Genomic DNA, 16,862 nt, shown 5'->3' with positions numbered 1-16,862 from the left:
CGCGAGCTGCGCAGCGATCTGGCGGTGGCCCGACTGCCCGGACGCGAGGCGCGCCGCGGCGCGCAACAGGCCCAGGTCGAAGCCGCGCGCGCCGCGCTGGCGCAGGCGGACTGGCGGCTCTCGCGCAAGGCCATCGCCGCGCCCGCGGGCAGCCTGGTCTACGACACGCTCTACCGGCAGGGCGAATGGGTGCCGGCCGGCAGCCCGGTGGTGCGGCTGCTGCCGCCGGGCAACGTCAAGGTCCGCTTCTTCGTGCCCGAAGCGGCGGTCGGCACGCTGCGGGCCGGGCAAACCGTACGGCTGACCTGCGACGGCTGCGGCGCCGCGATCCCGGCCACGATCCGCTACGTCTCCAGCCAGGCCGAATACACGCCGCCGGTGATCTACAGCAACGAGACGCGGCGCAAGCTGGTCTTCCTGGTCGAGGCGCGTCCGGCGCCGGCCGACGCGGCGCGGCTGCACCCGGGCCAGCCGGTGGAGGTCGAGCCGGCTGCGGCGGCAACGAACGAATCGGCCCCAACGGCCCCCGCAAGTGGAGCGCGGCCATGAACGGCAGCGCGCCAGCCGACACCCCGACGATGGAGCGCGATGCCCCCGAACTGGCGATCGACGTGCACGACCTGGGCAAGCGCTTCGGCGACAAGCAGGTGGTCGACGGCCTGACGCTGCAGGTGCGCCGCGGCGAGATCTTCGGCTTCCTCGGCCCGAACGGCAGCGGCAAGACCACGTCGATCCGCATGATGTGCGGGCTGCTGACGCCCGACGCCGGCCACGGCACCTGCCTGGGCTTCGACATCCTGCGCGACAGCGCGCAGATCAAGCGCCGCGTCGGCTATATGACGCAGAAGTTCTCGTACTGGGAAGACCTGTCGATCCGCGAGAATCTCGACTTCGTCGCGCGCGTCTACGGCGTGCCCGATCGCAAGGCGGCGGTCGAGCGCGCGCTCGACGGACTGGGGCTGGCCAGCCGCGCGCGCCAGCTCGCCGGCGCGCTGTCGGGCGGCTGGAAGCAGCGGCTGGCGCTGGCCGCCTGCCTGCTGCACGAACCGGAGCTGCTGCTGCTCGACGAGCCCACCGCCGGCGTCGATCCGAAGGCGCGGCGCGATTTCTGGGAGCAACTGCATCGGCTCGCCGCGCGCGGCATCTCGGTGCTGGTCAGCACGCATTACATGGACGAGGCCGAGCGCTGCCACAAGCTCGCCTATATCGCCTACGGCAAGTTGCTGGCGCAGGGCACCGCCGAGCAGGTGGTGGCGGCGCAGGGCCTGTCGACCTGGTCGGTCGAGGGCGGCGACCTGAACGCGCTGTCGCGCCAGCTCGCCGACGAAGCGGCGGTCGAGCAGACCGTGGTGTTCGGCAACGCGCTGCACGTGACCGGCCGCGACGCCGCCGCGCTGGAAGCCACGCTGCGGCGGCTGGCCGGCGAAGGCGGACATCGGATCGCACCGGTGGACACCAGCCTGGAGGACGTGTTCATCCACATGATGAACCGGGCGGACGACAACATGCGGGCCGACAACAGTGCGCGCGCGGACCGGCGGGCCGCCGGGCATGCACGGAGGGCCGGACCGTGAGGCGCGATGCGCGAGGCCATGCGAGAGGAGATGCGGGAGGCGATATGAGAGCCGGCGGGCACGCCGGCGAAGCGCCCCTCGGCTTCTCGCTGCGGCGCTGGTGGAGCATCGTGCTGAAGGAATTCCTGCAGCTGCGCCGCGACCGCGTGACGTTCGGCATGATCGTCGGGCTGCCGGTGCTGCAGCTGCTGCTGTTCGGCTTCGCCATCAATACCGATCCGCGCCAGTTGCCCACCGGCGTGATCGCCGCCGACCACAGCGAATTCACGCGCTCGCTCGTGGCCAGCATGCAGGCTTCGCGCTATTTCCGCGTAATCGGCACGCTGCCGGACGAGGCCGCGGGACGCGAGGCGCTGATGCGCGGCGAGCTGCAGTTCGTCGTCACCATCCCGCCCGATTTCACGCGCCGGCTGCTGCGCGGCGAACGGCCCGCGGTGCTGGTCGAGGCCGACGCCACCGATCCTTCGGCGACCGGCGCCGCGCTGGCCGCGCTGGCGCAGATGCCGGTCGCGGTCGCCGACAAGGACCTGAAGGGCCCGCTGGCGCCGCTCGCCGGCGGCAAGCCGGCCTTCGACGTGCAGGTGCACCGGCTCTACAACCCCGAGGGCCTGACCCAGTACAACATCGTGCCGGGCCTGATGGGCGTGATCCTGTCGATGACGATGGTGATGATGACCGGGCTGGCGATGACGCGCGAACGCGAGCGCGGCACGATGGAGAACCTGCTCGCCACGCCGGTGCGCCCGCTCGAGGTGATGAGCGGCAAGATTGTGCCCTATGTCTTCATCGGGCTGATCCAGAGCACCATCATCCTGCTGGCGGCGCGCTGGGTCTTCGGCGTGCCCTTCGTCGGCTCGGTGGTCGCGGTCTATCTGGCCGCGCTGCTGTTCATCGCCGCCAACCTGACGGTCGGCATCACGCTGTCATCGCTGGCGCAGAACCAGCTGCAGGCGATGCAGCTGACCTTCTTCTACTTCCTGCCGGGCATCCTGCTGTCGGGCTTCATGTTCCCGTTCCAGGGCATGCCGCAGTGGGCGCAGGCGATCGGCAACCTGCTGCCGATGACGTATTTCCACCGGATGATCCGCGGCATCCTGCTCAAGGGCAGCGGTTGGGCAGAGCTCTGGCCCAATGTCTGGCCGTTGCTGCTGTTTACCGCGGTGGTGATGGCGATCGCGGTGCGCTTCTATCGACGGACGCTGGATTGAGGGGCGGTGAGATTGTGAGTGCCGATGCGACGGTGATGGCCGATGCGACTGCGACTGCCGAAGCGACTGTGAAGACCGATCGGGCTGTGACGATCGACCGATGCGTTCGCCAAACCTCGATGCCAGCAAGGAGATTGCGATGACCCTGTCCGCGTTCCGATGCAAACGGCTGTCACCGCTCGTCGGTGCCGCCACGCTGCTCGCCGGCTGCGCCGTCGGCCCGGACTTCGTCGCACCGCCAGCGCCCGACGGCACCCGCTACGGCGCCGGGTCCTCGCCTTCGACGACGACCTCCGCGCCAGTGCGGCACGGTGATGCGCAGCGTCTGCTCGATGGCGCCGACGTGCCGGCGCAGTGGTGGAGGCTGTTCGGCAGCGCCGCCCTCGATGGCGCCATCCGCACCGCGCTCGCCAACAGTCCGACGCTGGCGCAGGCGCAGGCCAGCCTCGAGCGCGCGCAGCACGACTACGCGGCGGCGGCGGGCATCGCGCAGTGGCCCGCCATCGACGCGCGCCTCGACGCCGCGCGCCAGCAGGTCAATATCGAGTCGATGGGGATCACGGCGTTCCCCAGTCCCCCGCCCTTCACGCTGTACGGCGCGTCGGTGCGGGTCTCTTACGTGCTGGACCTGTTCGGCGCCCAGCGGCGTGAACTGGAAGGCCTGCGCGCGGCGGTGGATTTCCAGCGCTTCGAGCTCGAGGCCGCGCGGCTGTCGCTGGCGGCCAATGTCGCCACCGCCGCCATCCGCGAGGCCAGCCTGCGCGCGCAGATCGAGGACACCGAGGCGCTGGTCGACGCGCAGCGGCGGCAGCTGGCGATCGTCGAGCAAGGGGTCACGCTCGGCGGGACCGCGAGGGTCGAAGCGGAGCGCCAACGCGGCGAACTGGCGCAGACCGAGACGCTGCTGCCGGGCCTGACGCGGCAGTTGGCGGCGACGCGCCATCAGCTGGCGGTCTATCTGGGATTGCCGCCGGCAGCGGCGGCGGAGCCGGTGAGCGAACTCGCGGGCGAACCGGCGCACAAGGCGGCGAGCGCTTCGACCAGTGGACCGGCGAGCGAACGCGCGCGCCAACCGTCGAGCGAGCGGTCGAACAAAGCGGCGAGCGCCCCGACGGGCGGACCGGCGGCCGAACCTGGGGCGGACAGCGAGGCGGGACAGGCCGCTTCCAACGCGCCGGCCACCGCCGTGCCGGTATTCCGCCTTGCCGAACTGCGGCTGCCCGACACCTTGCCGGTCAGCCTGCCCTCGACGCTGGCGCGCCGGCGTCCCGATATCCGCGCGGCCGCGGCGCTGCTGCACCGGGCCAGCGCCGATATCGGCGTCGCCACCGCCAACCTGTATCCGAGCCTGACGCTGTCGGCGAGCGCGGGCACGCAGTCGCGCAGCGGCGGCGACCTGTTCGATCACCTCAATGTATGGAATATCGCCGCGGGACTGGTGCAGCCGGTGTTTCGCGGCGGCGCGCTGCGGGCGCGGCAACGCGCGGCGGAGGCGGCCTATCGCCAGGCGCTGGCGGCGCACCGGCAGGCGGTGCTGCAGGGGCTGCGCGAGGTTGCCGATGCGCTGCAGGCGGTGCACAGCGATGCCGCCACGCTGCGCGCGCGGGCCGAAGCGGCCCGGCGCGCCGCCGCCACGCTTGCCATCGTCACCGAGCAATATCGGCTCGGCGGCGTCAGCCAGCTGGCGCTGATCGACGCGCAACGCCAGCATCGCGAAACCACGCTGGCGCTGACGCGGGCCAGCGCCGATCGGCTGGCCGATTCGGCGGCCCTGCTGCAGGCACTCGGCGGCGGCTGGTGGCAGACCGAGGCCGAGGCCAATGCCGGGGCCCCGCCGCCGCACCGGGCCGCCAACCCCCCGACCACGGCCTCGCGCTGAACCTCCGCGGCGGCTGGTGGCAGGCCGAGGCCGACGGCGCGCCGCGGGAACTCGCCGGCGGCCCCGCGACGACGGCCTCGCACTGAGCCTCGGCGGAGGCTGGTGGCGGGGCGGGACCGGCGGCGCCACGGAACCACGGCCTTGCGCTGAAGCGTCGGCCCGGCGTCCAAGCTCGGCTCCTCAGACCGGCGCGTTCGCCGCCGCGGCCAGCAGCGCGGCGACTTCGTGCTGTCCCGCGGCCTGCGCCAGCGTCAGCGCGGTGTGCCCCTTGGCATTGCGCAGCAGCGCATTGGCGCCGCCCTCGAGCAGCAGCCTGACCACGGCGACGTCGCCGGACCGTGCGGCGAACATCAACGGCGTCGTGCCGTGCTGATCGGCCGCATCGACGCCGGCACCGGCCTGCAGCAGCAGGGCCACCGTGCGCGCCCGCACCGCCGGGGACCGCCCCAGCTCGTCGCTCGCCGCCGCCAGCAGCAACGGCGTGCGCAGCGCCGCATTGTGCTGCTGCAGGCTATCGCCGGCGCCATGCATCAGCAGCATCGCCACCACCTCCGGGTGCAGCGCCGCTGCCGCGTAGCCGAGCGGCGTCCAGCCTTCGGCCTGGCACGCCCGCGGATCGGCGCCCGCGGCCAGCAGCGTCGCGGCCACGTCCGCATGGCCGTAGACCGCGGCGCGCATCAGCGGCGTACGCCGCGCAGCGTCGCGCCCGTCGACCGCGGCGCCATGTTCGAGCAGCAGCGCCACCGCGTCGCGCCGGCCGAAGGACGCCGCGCGCGCCAGCGGCGTCTCGCCGTCGGGAAAGGAGGCCAGGTCTATCAGCCAGGCGCCGTGCGGCTGCGCAGCCGCGATCAGCTCGCGCATTGCCGCCAGATGGCCGCGCCCGGCGGCGATGGCCAGCGCCCCGTGTCCGCGCGGCGACAGCGGCAGCGACAAGGATTCGGCGCGCGCCAGCCACGGCGCCAGTTGCGCCACGTCTCCGCTGCCGGCGGCGTGGGCCAGTTCGCCGGTACCGCTGCGTGCGAGCCAGCCGAGATAGTCCGAGACCAGTTCGCCGATGGTGGCCGACAGCGCGCCGTCGTCTGCCAGCGTGTCCGCCGCCAGCGCCACCGGCGGCTGATGGTCGCCATTGCGGGCCGACAGCGCCAGTTTCGCGGCATGGGTGCCCTGGTACTCCAGCTGGCGCAGCAGCGCGCGTACCAGCTGCGGCGCGGGCGGCCGGACCAGGAAGGCCAGATGCAGCGCGGTATCGCCATTGACGTTGGTCAGCGCCGGATCGGCGCCATGCTGCAGCAGACGTTCGACGGTCTTCAGATCGCCGCCGGCGAGCATCGCCAGGTGCAGCGCGGTATTGCCATCGCGGTCCGGCACCCGCAGCAGCGCGCGCTGGCCGGCGGCGAGCGTGTCGATCGCCGCGGCGTCGCCGCGCGTGATGGCGGCATGCAGGGCGGCATGCAGGGCGGCGACCTCCGCCCCTTCCACGGTGGGTGCGCCGCCCGCCGCACCGGCAGGTTTGGCGTCGACGAGACTCCTGGTTGTTAGCACCATGCGTGTTCTCCTGGCGTTGGGGATGGGCGCCGCGGAAGGTGGCGGCGCCGGTTGCCAGCCGAGCGCCGGGATGGCGGGCTGGCGGCGTAAGGACGGCGGTGGACTTGCTGGTGGGAGCAGGCGGCTGCCTGTGGAATCGGGTAGCTGCCGGCGGCCGCCGGTGGCGGGCTTGTCGTTGCCAGCGGCGGCCGGGGGACTGCGGAGACTGCCGGCGGCGATTCCGGCAGCCGGAGCGGTATGCCGCTCGACCGGACGCGCCCACCGCCGGCGCCGCCATGCTATGGGTGCCGGCTGGCGGAATCTATTGAAAACACCCGGAATCTGTGCAAAGGAGCGCGCCGGGAGCATCGGCGGCAGTCGGTGCGGCGTCGCGCGTCCGGCGGCCATCGGCGGGCCGCCAGGCGGCGTCCGGGTGGCATTCGGACGCGTCCGCGGGACTTTTGCTAAAGTTTACGCCCGACTTTCCACCGCCCCCGGCCTTGGGCGCGGTGCGGCCATCGAAAGGATTCCCCCATGTCTTCCGGCGTCATCCGCATCCGCGGCGCGCGTCAGCACAATCTCAAGCAAGTCGATCTGGACCTGCGCACCGGCGAAATGACGGTGGTCACGGGTCCGTCCGGCTCCGGCAAATCCAGCCTGGTCTTCGACACCCTCTATGCCGAAGGGCAGCGGCGCTATGTCGAGACCTTCAGCGCCTACGCCCGCCAGTTCCTCGATCGCATGGACCGCCCGCAGGTCGAGCGCGTCGAGGGCGTGCCGCCGGCGATCGCGATCGACCAGACCAATCCGGTGCGCAGCTCGCGCTCGACGGTCGGCACCATGACCGAGCTGAACGACCACCTGAAGCTGCTGTTCGCGCGCGCGGCCCAGCTGTTCGACCGCGAGACCGCGCTGCCGGTGCGCCACGACACCCCCGAGACGATCTACGCCGAGCTGCTCGAACGCACCCGCGACGGCGATCCGCGCCTGGCGGTGACCTTCCCCGTCGAGCTGCCGGAGTCCGCGACCGAGGACGAGATCGCGCAATGGCTGTCGGTCAGCGGCTACACCCGCGTGCAGGCGCAGCGCGTGGTGAACTCGCCGACAGGCCCGCGCAAGATGCTCGACGTGGTGGCCGACCGCTTCCGCCTGCAGCGCGCCGACAAGGCGCGCGTGGTCGAGGCGATCGAGTCCTCGCTCAAGCGCGGCGCCGGCAGGGTCAATATCTACGTGCTGCCGGAGGGCGAAGCGGCTTCCGCGGAAGCCGCCGACGCCGAAGCCACCATCTGGCGCTTCTCCACCGGCCTGCACTGTCCTGAAAGCGACCTGCGCTATGCAGACCCGCAGCCGGCGCTGTTCTCGTTCAACTCGGCCTACGGCGCCTGCGAGGCCTGCCGCGGCTTCGGCCGCGTGATCGGCGTCGACCTCGGCCTGGTGATTCCCGACGGGCGCAAGACGCTGCGCGAGGGCGCGATCAAGCCGATGCAGACGCCGGCATGGAAGGAGTGCCAGGACGACCTGATGCGCTACGCCGCGCGCGCCGGCATTCCGCGCGACACGCCGTGGGCCGAACTGACACAGGCGCAGCGCGACTGGGTCATCGACGGCGATCCCGCCTGGAACGGCAAGTGGAACAGCCAGTGGTACGGCGTGCGCCGCTTCTTCGACTATCTGGAGTCGAAGGCCTACAAGATGCATATCCGCGTGCTGCTGTCGAAGTACCGCAGCTACACGCTGTGCGAGACCTGCGGCGGCGCACGCCTGAAGACAGAGGCGATGCTGTGGCGCCTGGGCTCGCGCGAGAACGCCGATGCCGTGCTCGATCCCGCCCGCCGCGTGATGCCGCGTGGCGTGGCCTGGCGGCGCGACCAGCTCGAGGCGCTGCCCGGCCTGACCGTGCACGACCTGATGCTGCTGCCGATCGAGCGCATCCGCCGCTTCTTCGACACGCTGACGCTGCCGAGCGCGCTGCTCGACGACGCGCTGAAGCTGCTGCTGACCGAAGTCCGCACGCGCCTGAAGTACCTGTGCGACGTCGGCATCGGCTACCTGACGCTGGACCGCCAGAGCCGCACGCTGTCCGGCGGCGAGGTGCAGCGGATCAACCTGACCACCGCGCTCGGCACCTCGCTGGTCAACACGCTGTTCGTGCTGGACGAGCCCAGCATCGGCCTGCATCCGCGCGACCTGAACCGGATCGTCGAGGCGATGCGGCGGCTGCGCGATGCCGGCAACACGCTGGTGGTGGTCGAGCACGATCCGTCGGTGATGCTGGCCGCCGACCGCCTGATCGACATGGGCCCGGGCCCCGGCGAGCGCGGCGGCGAGATCGTCTACGACGGCACGCCGGCCGGGATCCGCCACGCCGGCACGCTGACCGGCCAGTACCTGAGCGGCCAGCGCCGCGTCGCCGATGCGTCGGCCTGGGTCCGCCGGCCGGTCGACGACACCACGCCGCGGCTGGTGCTCGAGGGCGCCAGCGAGCACAACCTGCAGGACGTCACCGTGTCGATCCCGCTGCAGCGCCTGGTCTGCGTGACCGGCGTGTCGGGCTCGGGCAAGTCGACGCTGATCCAGGACGTGCTGCACCCCGCGCTGGCCCGCCATTTCGGCCGCGCCACCGAAAGCCCCGGCGCGCATCGCGCACTGGTCGGCGCAGAGCAGATCGGCGATGCGGTGTTCGTCGACCAGTCGCCGATCGGCAAGACCGCGCGCTCCAATCCGGCCAGCTATGTCGGCGCCTTCGACGAGATCCGCAAGCTGTTCGCCAAGGCACCGCTGGCCAGGCAGCGCGGCTATACCGCCGGCACCTTCAGCTTCAACTCGGGCGACGGACGCTGCCCGACCTGCGGCGGCTCGGGCTTCGAGCACGTCGAGATGCAGTTCCTGTCGGACGTCTACCTGCGCTGCCCGGACTGCGACGGCACGCGCTATCGCGCCGAAATCCTCGAGGCCAGGATCGAGCGCGGCGGCCGCGCGCTGGGCATCGCCGACGTGCTGGAGCTGACCGTCAGCGAGGCGGTGGCGCTGTTCGCCGCCGACGCCGAGGTGCTGCGCGTGCTGCAGCCGATCGTCGACGTCGGCCTCGAATACGTGAAGCTGGGCCAGCCGGTGCCGACACTGTCGGGCGGCGAGGCGCAGCGCCTGAAGCTGGCCGGCTTCCTGGCCGAGACCGCGCAGGCCGCGCGCAAGCGGGTCGCGCCGGACGCCAGCGAAGGGCGGCTCTTCATGTTCGACGAGCCGACCACCGGCCTGCACTTCGACGACATCGCCAAGCTGATGCGCGCCTTCGGCAAGCTGCTGGACGGCGGCCATTCGCTGATCGTGATCGAGCACAACCTCGACGTGATCCGCGCCGCCGACTGGCTGATCGATCTCGGCCCCGAAGGCGGCGACGCCGGCGGCCAGCTCGTCTGCGCGGGCACGCCGGACGACGTCAAGCGGTGCGCGGCTTCGCATACCGGCGCGGCGCTGCTGCAGTACGAGAACCAGATCGGGCGCAGCGACGCGCAGGCCGAGCACGACGCGCTGCGGCTGCAGTCGGCGCACGGCTCGCCGGCGGCCCGCCGCGCGCGGCGCGCGCTGGCCGAAATCCAGGGCGAGAACGTGGTGCGCATCGTCAACGCGCACGAGCACAACCTGAAGTCGCTGAACGTCGATATCCCGCACAACAAGTTCAACGTGGTGACCGGCGTGTCGGGCTCGGGCAAGTCGACGCTGGCCTTCGACATCCTGTTCCACGAGGGCCAGCGGCGCTATCTCGAATCGCTGAACGCCTACGCGCGCTCGATCGTGCAGCCGGCGGGCCGGCCTGAGGTCGACGCGGTGTTCGGCATTCCGCCGACCGTGGCGATCGAGCAGCGCCTGTCGCGCGGCGGCCGCAAGAGCACGGTGGCGACCACCTCCGAGGTCTGGCACTTCCTGCGGCTGCTGTACGTGAAGCTCGGCTTGCAGCACTGCGTGCACGACGGCACGCCGGTCAGCGCGCAGAGCCCCGAATCGATCGTCGCGCAGCTGCTGCGCGAATACCGCGGCCAGCACGTCGGCCTGCTGGCGCCGCTGGTGGTCAACCGCAAGGGCGTCTATACCGATCTCGCCAAATGGGCCAAGGCGCGCGGCCATACGCACCTGCGCGTCGACGGCGCCTTCCTGCCGGTCGATCCGTGGCCGCGGCTGGACCGCTTCCGCGAACACACGATCGAGCTGCCGGTCGGCGACGTGGTGGTCTCTCCCGACAACGAGGCGGCGCTGCGCGCGCTGCTGGAGCAGGCGCTCGAGCACGGCAAGGGCGTGATGCATCTGCTGGCGCCGCTGGACGGCCTGCGCGAAGCGTTCGGCAACGGCCACAACGGCGATGGCGTCGGCCAGACCAAGGTCTTCTCGACCAAGCGCGCCTGCCCGCAATGCGGCACCAGCTATCCCGAGCTGGACCCGCGCATGTTCTCGTACAACAGCAAGCATGGCTGGTGCGAGAGCTGCGTCGGCACCGGCCTGGCGCTGACGGGCGAGCAGCGCGCCGCCTATGACGACAGCGTGATCGGCGGCGACGAACGCGGCCGCGAGCAGACGCTGCCGTCGGAGGAGCTCGAGCCCGAAGGCGTCGGCCATGCGGCCTGCCCCTCGTGCCACGGCACGCGGCTGAACGCGGCCGCGCGCGCGGTCAGCTTCGCCGGCCGCTCGATCGTCGACATCGCGCAGTGGACCGTGTCGCAGACCCGCGCGTGGATCGAGCAGCTGACGCTGGGCGGCCGCGACGCCGAGATCGCGCGCGACGTGGTCAGCGAGATCCGCAGCCGGCTCGAATTCCTCGAGGAGGTTGGCCTGGGCTACCTGAGCCTGGACCGCGCCGCGCCCAGCCTGTCGGGCGGCGAGGCGCAGCGTATCCGGCTGGCGGCGCAGCTCGGCAGCAATCTGCAGGGCGTCTGCTATGTGCTGGACGAACCGACCATCGGCCTGCATCCGCGCGACAACCGCATCCTGCTCGACGCGCTGCGCAAGCTCGGCGACAAGGGCAACACGCTGGTGGTGGTCGAGCACGACGAGGACACCATCCGCCGCGCCGACCACATCATCGACATCGGCCCCGGCGCCGGCAAGCGCGGCGGCCATGTGGTCGCGCAGGGCGGCGTCGCCGATCTGGCGGCGCAGCCGTCGTCGCTGACCGGGCAGTTCCTGGCCCGGCCGATCGTCCATCCGCTGCAGGCGCGCCGGCCCGTGTCGGCGGCGACAGCGCGGGGCAAGGCGGGCACTGCGGACACGGCGGTGCCCGAACGCTGGCTGACCGTGCACGGCGCCACGCTGCACAACCTGCGCAACGTCACCGCCAGCCTGCCGCTGTCGCGGCTGGTCGCGATCACCGGCGTCAGCGGCTCCGGCAAGTCCACGCTGGCGCGCGATGTGCTGATGACCAATCTGCTCGATGCGGTCGGCCGCTCGGTGCTGTCGTCGCCGGCCACGCGCCGCGCGCGCAAGTCGGCGCAGGCAAGCGAGACCGCGGCGGGCACCGCGGGCGCCAGCAAGGGCGTGAGGAAGCTCGACGTCCAGCATGTCTGGCAGGGCTGCGAGTCGGTGACCGGCTGGGAGGCGATCGACCGCGTGCTCGAGGTCGACCAGACCCCGATCGGCAAGACGCCGCGCTCGTGCCCGGCCACCTACATCGGCGTCTGGGACGCGATCCGGCGGCTCTTCGCCGATACGCTGGAGGCGCGCGCGCGGGGCTATACCGCGTCGCGCTTCTCGTTCAACACCGGCGACGGCCGCTGCCCGGCCTGCGAGGGCCAGGGCGTGCGCACCATCGGCATGAGTTTCCTGCCGGACGTCAAGGTGCTGTGCGACGTCTGCCACGGCCAGCGCTTCAACGCGGAGACGCTGGCGGTGTCCTGGCGCGGCCGCAATATCGGCGAGGTGCTGACGATGGAGATCGACGAGGCGGTGGAGTTCTTCGCCGCGCAGTCGAACATCGCGCATCCGCTGCAGCTGCTCAAGGACGTGGGACTCGGCTACCTGACGCTGGGCCAGCCGTCGCCGACGCTGTCGGGCGGCGAGGCACAGCGGATCAAGCTGGTCACCGAACTGGCCAAGGTGCGCGACGACATCACACGCCGCGGCCAGAAGCCGCCGCATACGCTGTACGTGCTGGACGAGCCGACCGTGGGCCTGCATATGGCGGACGTCGCCAAGCTGATCCGCGTGCTGCACCGGCTGGTCGACGGCGGCCACAGCGTGGTGGTGATCGAGCACGACCTCGACGTGATCGCCGAAGCCGACTGGGTCATCGACCTCGGTCCGGAAGGCGGCGACGGCGGCGGCACCATCGTCGCGGCGGCACCGCCCGACGTGCTGGCGCGCACGCCGGGCAGCCATACCGGGGCGGCGCTGGTGCCGGTGCTGGCGCGCACCGCGGCGGTCGCGGCCAACGAGGTCGGGCCGAGGGTGGTGCGCGGGGCAGTGGCATAGCCCCGCTCGATCCCCAGACAACAGAAGAAGCAGAAGAGGCCGCGCGAGCGGCCTCTTCCGCCATGGGCTCTGGCGAAGCACCACCAGCGCGCACATCCTTCCCGCGAAGCCGGACGGGAATCCCAACGTCTTTCCAACGTCGCTGGATCCCCGCGTCCGCGGAGACGGCTGCGTTCTCGCTTACGCCCCCAACGCTCCCGCATCCGGCACCACCAGCGCCACCAGGTCGTTCAGTTCCGTCAGGGCGGTGCGATGCACGACCGCGGCGGGTACCACCTCGCCGTTGACGGGATCGGGCAGATCGCGCGTCGCGCAGGCGGCCGCGACTACCGTGGTGGTGAAGCCCAGATCGAGCGCGGCGCGCGCCGTTGCGCTGACGCACATATGGGTCATGAAGCCCGCCACCACCAGCTGCTTGCGGCCGGTCCTGGCCAGTGCGTCGGCCAGGCCCGTGCCGGCGAACGCGTTCGGCAGGGATTTGGCGATCACCGCCTCGCCCTGCGCAGGCGCCAGTTCGGCAATCAGCTCGACATAGGGCCCCTGCGGATCGAAGATCGCGCCGCCGGGCTTGCCGTGATGCTGGATGTGCACCACCGGTGCGGCCGCCTTGCGGGCGGCGGCCAGCAGGCGCTGGCACTCGGCGACGGCCTCGGCCATGCCGGACAGCGGCAGGCTGCCGTCGACATACTCGCGCTGGTGGTCGATCAGCACCAGGCTGGCTTGCTGCCAGTCGGCCGGCTGGCGGGTCGCGCCGGCGAAATCCATCAGGGTCTTGGCTTGCGGCATGGGGTCTCTTCCTCGTCGAATGCACGACATCGTGCGGTGCCGCCATGATAGGGTTCGGCTTGCCGATTCACCATGCCAAATTCCGACGAGGCACTGTGCAAAAAAGAACAGCCGCGACCACCCATTGGGACGATCTGCTGACGCTGGCCGTGCTGGCCCGTTCGGGCAGCTACGCCGCCTGCGCGCGCGAGCTCGGACTGACGCACGCCACCGTGATTCGCCGGCTGCGGCGGCTGGAGACGGCGCTGGGCGCATCGGTGGCCGAATCGATGCAGGGCCGGATCGAACTGTCGCCAGCCGGGCGCATCGCGCTGGCCGCCGCCGAGCAGATGGAGCGGCATGCCGCGCGCATCGGCCGCGAACTCGAAGCGCGCCGCGCCAGTCCCGGCAGCGTTTCGGGCACCGTCAAGCTGACCGCCACCGAGGGCGTGGCGACGCTGTTCATCGCGGAGCGGCTGCCGGCGCTGCGCGAGCGTCATCCCGGGCTGACGGTGGAACTGATCGTCGAGGCGCGCCGCGCCAGCCTGGCACGCCGCGAGGCGCATCTGGCCATCCGGCTCAATCGCCCGGTCGAGGAGCAGGTGGTGGCGCGCCGCATCGGCACGATCCACTACGGCGTCTACGGCAACGCGGCCATGCGCCGCCGCTACGCCGACGAGGGCCTGACCGCGCTGCCGTTCTGCCAGCTCGCGCTGTCGCTCGCCCCGGGGGTGGCGCTGCCCGAGATTCGCTGGGTCGACCGGCAGATCGCGCGCGACGCCATCGTGCTGTCGAGCAACAGCGTCGACACGCTGCTGATGGCCGCCGCGGCCGGCACCGGGGCCGCGCTGCTGCCGCACTTTGCCGCGCGGACGCAGCCGTCGCTGCATCTGCTGCAGGACTGCCCCGACGTAAGGCGCGAGGTCTGGCTGGCCTATCCGTCCGAATACCGGCGCCAGCCGCGCTTTCGCGCCGTCGCCGACTGGCTCGCCGAGTGCTTCGCGGAGATGCCATAGGGGGCCATTGGGGGGCCATTGGGGGCCCATGGGGGCCACAGGCAGCCATACGGGGCCATAGGCAGCCATAGGGAGCCATAGGTCAGCCCCAGCACGCCAGCCGCTACGGTGTCTGCCGCTGCACCGGCGCCCCGATGCCGGCGTCCGTCACGGGCGCGATCACCAGATAGCGCCGCGCCTCCTGGCGCTCGCCGCCGCCGGCGACCACCTGCCGGATCGGTCCGACCGTATTGACGATCGCCGATCCCGCCGGATTCGCCATGAAGCGCGCCAGCGGCTCGATGCGGCCGCCGCCGTCGGCCCGCTCCGCCAGGCCCAGCACATAGGCCTGCTTCGGCTGCAGGCCGGTGACCGAGGCCTGCAGCACCTGCACCAGCCCCTGATCGAACAGCGCGACGCTGGTCGGCGCCTGCTGGGAAGGTGGTTGTTGCGCAAGCGGCTGTCCGCCGGCAGCGACCGGCGCCAGCGACAGTTGCGTGGCCCGGGCGATCGTTCCCGCAGGCTGCAGGTTCTGCCGCCCATCTCCCTGCCTGACCGCGTCCGGCACGTAGACCACCGCCTGCGGCGCCTGACCGACGGGGATCGTCGCGACCACGCGCTGGCTCAGCGTGTCGATCGCCGCCAGCGCGTCCTCGTTCTCCAGCCCGACATAGATGCGGCTGCCGTCGCCCGACGGCCACAGTCCGTGCGGCAGCTTGCCGACCGGAATGGTGGCGACCGGCGCGAAGTCGTCGGTGCGGAACACCTTGACCTCGTTGGTCCCGCCCACCGTCACGTAGGCGAACTGGCCGTTGCGGTTGCGGACGAAATTGACGTGGTTGGTGATCGGCCCGGTATCGATGGTGCGGATCGGTGCGAACGGCGGACGCGCGTCGAACACCTGCACCTTGCCGATGTCTTTCAGCGTGAACCAGACCTGCTTGCCGTCGGGCGTCGCCGCGATGTTCGGGCAGAAGGCGCTGGCCTGCTCGATGGTGGCGATCACCTTGTGCTCGGCCACCGAGACCACGCTGGTGCGCGGCTGGAACGACGAGCACACATAGCCGTACTTGCCGTCCGGCGAGAAGATCTGCATGCCGGGACCCGCAGGCACCATGATGCGCGTCTTCTCCCGATAGGTGGCCGCGTCGATCACGGCAACATAGTCCTCGCCGCGCACGGTGACCCAGACCTCCTTGCCGTCCGGCGTGTAGAACGCCTCGTGCGGCGAGCGGCCGAGATACGTCACGTGCCTGACCGCATTGGTCTGCGTGTCGATGAAGGACACCGAGTTCGAGCCGATCGACACCACTGCCAGCGTGCGGCCGTCCGGCGAGAAGCCGAGGCCATGCACAAGCAGTTGCCCCTTGTACAAGGGGCTGAAGTTCGCCGGCGTCGGCTCGCCCAGCCGGATCATGCCGAGCACCTCGTTGGAGGCGGGGTCGGTGACGGACACCGTGTTGGAGAACTGCTCCGCGGCATAGATGCGGTCGCGATGGCTGATGGGCCGATCCGGATCGGTGGCGGCGCGGGGCGGCTGCCCGGCCTGCGTGGCGGCCGGCAAGGCCAGCGCCAGGGCCGCGATGGCGGCGACGACGGCGGCGGTCGGGGTGGGCTTCATCGTGGCTCCTTGTGCGAATGGTGGACGGTGCGGTGGCGGTGGCCGCCGCCGGCGGCCGCGGCGGGATCGGAGGACATATCGGCCGGCGTTGTGGCCGACGTTGTGACCGACCTGGTGGCCGACGTAGTGGGGGACGTCGTGGCCGCCGTAGTGGCCGACGTATCGGCGGATGTATCGGCGGATGTATCGGCACCGGGCGGCGCCAGCCCGATCGCCAGATACATCGCCGCAATCTCCTGCTGCTGCGTGGCGATGATTTCCTGCGCCAGCCGGCGCAGTTGCCGATTGCGCCCGTACCGCAGCTGCGCCATCGCCATCTCGATCGCGCCGCGGTGGTGCGGCACCATCATGTGGACGAAGTCGCGGTCGACGTCGCCGCTCGGCGTGATCGCCATCTCGTTCATCATCCGCTCCATCGCACGGTCGTTCTCGGCGAGGAAGGCGGCGTGGTTGGCGGCATCGGCGGAAGCCGCACCCGTGGCCGCCGAGGGCTCGGCCGCGGCTGCCGGCGCAACGAATATCGCCAGCGCCCCGACCAGGGTCACGGACATGGCCACGGACATGGCCACGGGTATGACCAACGGCATGGCAAACGGCATGGCAAACGGCATGGCGGACGCCACCCGCGCGGCGCCGCGGTCGCGGCCGCGCCATCGAAAACAGACTGGCATGCTGCACTCCTCGAGGTCCGTACCCACAGGTGAACAGCGCTCCCGCCCCGCTTATTCCCGCCGAGCGGCAAAAAAATCCGGACGGTGGCCGGCATTGGCCGGAATAAAATCGCCCCGATGGTGTTCACGCTGCAAGGGCACAGCGCAGGGGAAACCCGGCGCGGCCCGC

The 16,862-nt window shown here is 71.4% G+C and carries 10 protein-coding genes; 6 read left to right on the top strand and 4 right to left on the bottom strand.

Going from position 1 to position 16,862, the window contains the following annotated elements; genetic code table 11:
* The 4 genes from F1599_RS23540 to F1599_RS23525 all read left to right on the top strand — a co-directional run.
* Window positions 1–549, top strand: a 549-nt coding sequence (locus F1599_RS23540) for an HlyD family secretion protein (protein WP_150084712.1), incomplete at its 5' end; no start/stop codon positions are given.
* A complete protein-coding gene (locus tag F1599_RS23535) occupies window positions 546–1,574 on the top strand; it encodes an ABC transporter ATP-binding protein (RefSeq protein WP_223819847.1) in 1,029 nt (342 codons plus the stop codon). The genes F1599_RS23540 and F1599_RS23535, both read left to right, overlap by 4 nt.
* Window positions 1,575–1,618: 44 nt before the next feature.
* Window positions 1,619–2,782 carry an ABC transporter permease gene (locus tag F1599_RS23530; protein WP_150084711.1) on the top strand — a complete coding sequence of 388 codons (1,164 nt, stop codon included), beginning with the start codon at window positions 1,619–1,621 and terminating at the stop codon, window positions 2,780–2,782.
* 100 nt (window positions 2,783–2,882) lie between these two features.
* Window positions 2,883–4,661 (top strand): TolC family protein, encoded by a 1,779-nt coding sequence (locus tag F1599_RS23525; protein ID WP_223819846.1) that lies wholly within the window; start codon window positions 2,883–2,885, stop codon window positions 4,659–4,661.
* A 180-nt stretch (window positions 4,662–4,841) separates the two neighbouring features.
* Here the strand turns inward: F1599_RS23525 and F1599_RS23520 are convergent, their stop codons facing one another.
* Entirely contained in the window at window positions 4,842–6,206 is a 1,365-nt protein-coding gene (locus F1599_RS23520; protein WP_190286442.1) for an ankyrin repeat domain-containing protein, read from the bottom strand.
* Window positions 6,207–6,719: 513 nt separating this feature from the next.
* On the opposite strand from F1599_RS23520, the gene uvrA reads away from it, so the two are divergent.
* Window positions 6,720–12,641 (top strand): excinuclease ABC subunit UvrA, encoded by a 5,922-nt coding sequence (gene uvrA / locus F1599_RS23515; RefSeq protein WP_150084708.1) that lies wholly within the window; start codon window positions 6,720–6,722, stop codon window positions 12,639–12,641.
* A gap of 180 nt (window positions 12,642–12,821) precedes the next feature.
* Here the strand turns inward: uvrA and F1599_RS23510 are convergent, their stop codons facing one another.
* Window positions 12,822–13,427 carry a cysteine hydrolase family protein gene (locus F1599_RS23510; RefSeq protein ID WP_150084707.1) on the bottom strand — a complete coding sequence of 202 codons (606 nt, stop codon included), beginning with the start codon at window positions 13,425–13,427 and terminating at the stop codon, window positions 12,822–12,824.
* A gap of 95 nt (window positions 13,428–13,522) precedes the next feature.
* Here F1599_RS23510 and F1599_RS23505 point away from each other — a divergent pair, with 95 nt between their 5' ends.
* A complete protein-coding gene (locus tag F1599_RS23505; RefSeq protein ID WP_150084706.1) occupies window positions 13,523–14,422 on the top strand; it encodes a LysR family transcriptional regulator in 900 nt (299 codons plus the stop codon).
* A 103-nt stretch (window positions 14,423–14,525) separates the two neighbouring features.
* Here the strand turns inward: F1599_RS23505 and F1599_RS23500 are convergent, their stop codons facing one another.
* Window positions 14,526–16,022, bottom strand: coding sequence for a YncE family protein (locus F1599_RS23500; RefSeq protein WP_150084705.1), 1,497 nt, complete (start codon window positions 16,020–16,022; stop codon window positions 14,526–14,528).
* Entirely contained in the window at window positions 16,019–16,573 is a 555-nt protein-coding gene (locus tag F1599_RS23495) for a DUF305 domain-containing protein (RefSeq protein ID WP_150084704.1), read from the bottom strand. The genes F1599_RS23500 and F1599_RS23495 overlap by 4 nt, the downstream gene beginning before the upstream one ends.
* Window positions 16,574–16,862: the final 289 nt, after the last annotated feature.

This window comes from Cupriavidus cauae, from assembly GCF_008632125.1.
Lineage (GTDB): Bacteria > Pseudomonadota > Gammaproteobacteria > Burkholderiales > Burkholderiaceae > Cupriavidus > Cupriavidus cauae.
Note: the sequence above shows the minus strand (reverse complement) of the source record. Positions and strands in the feature narration are given on the sequence as shown.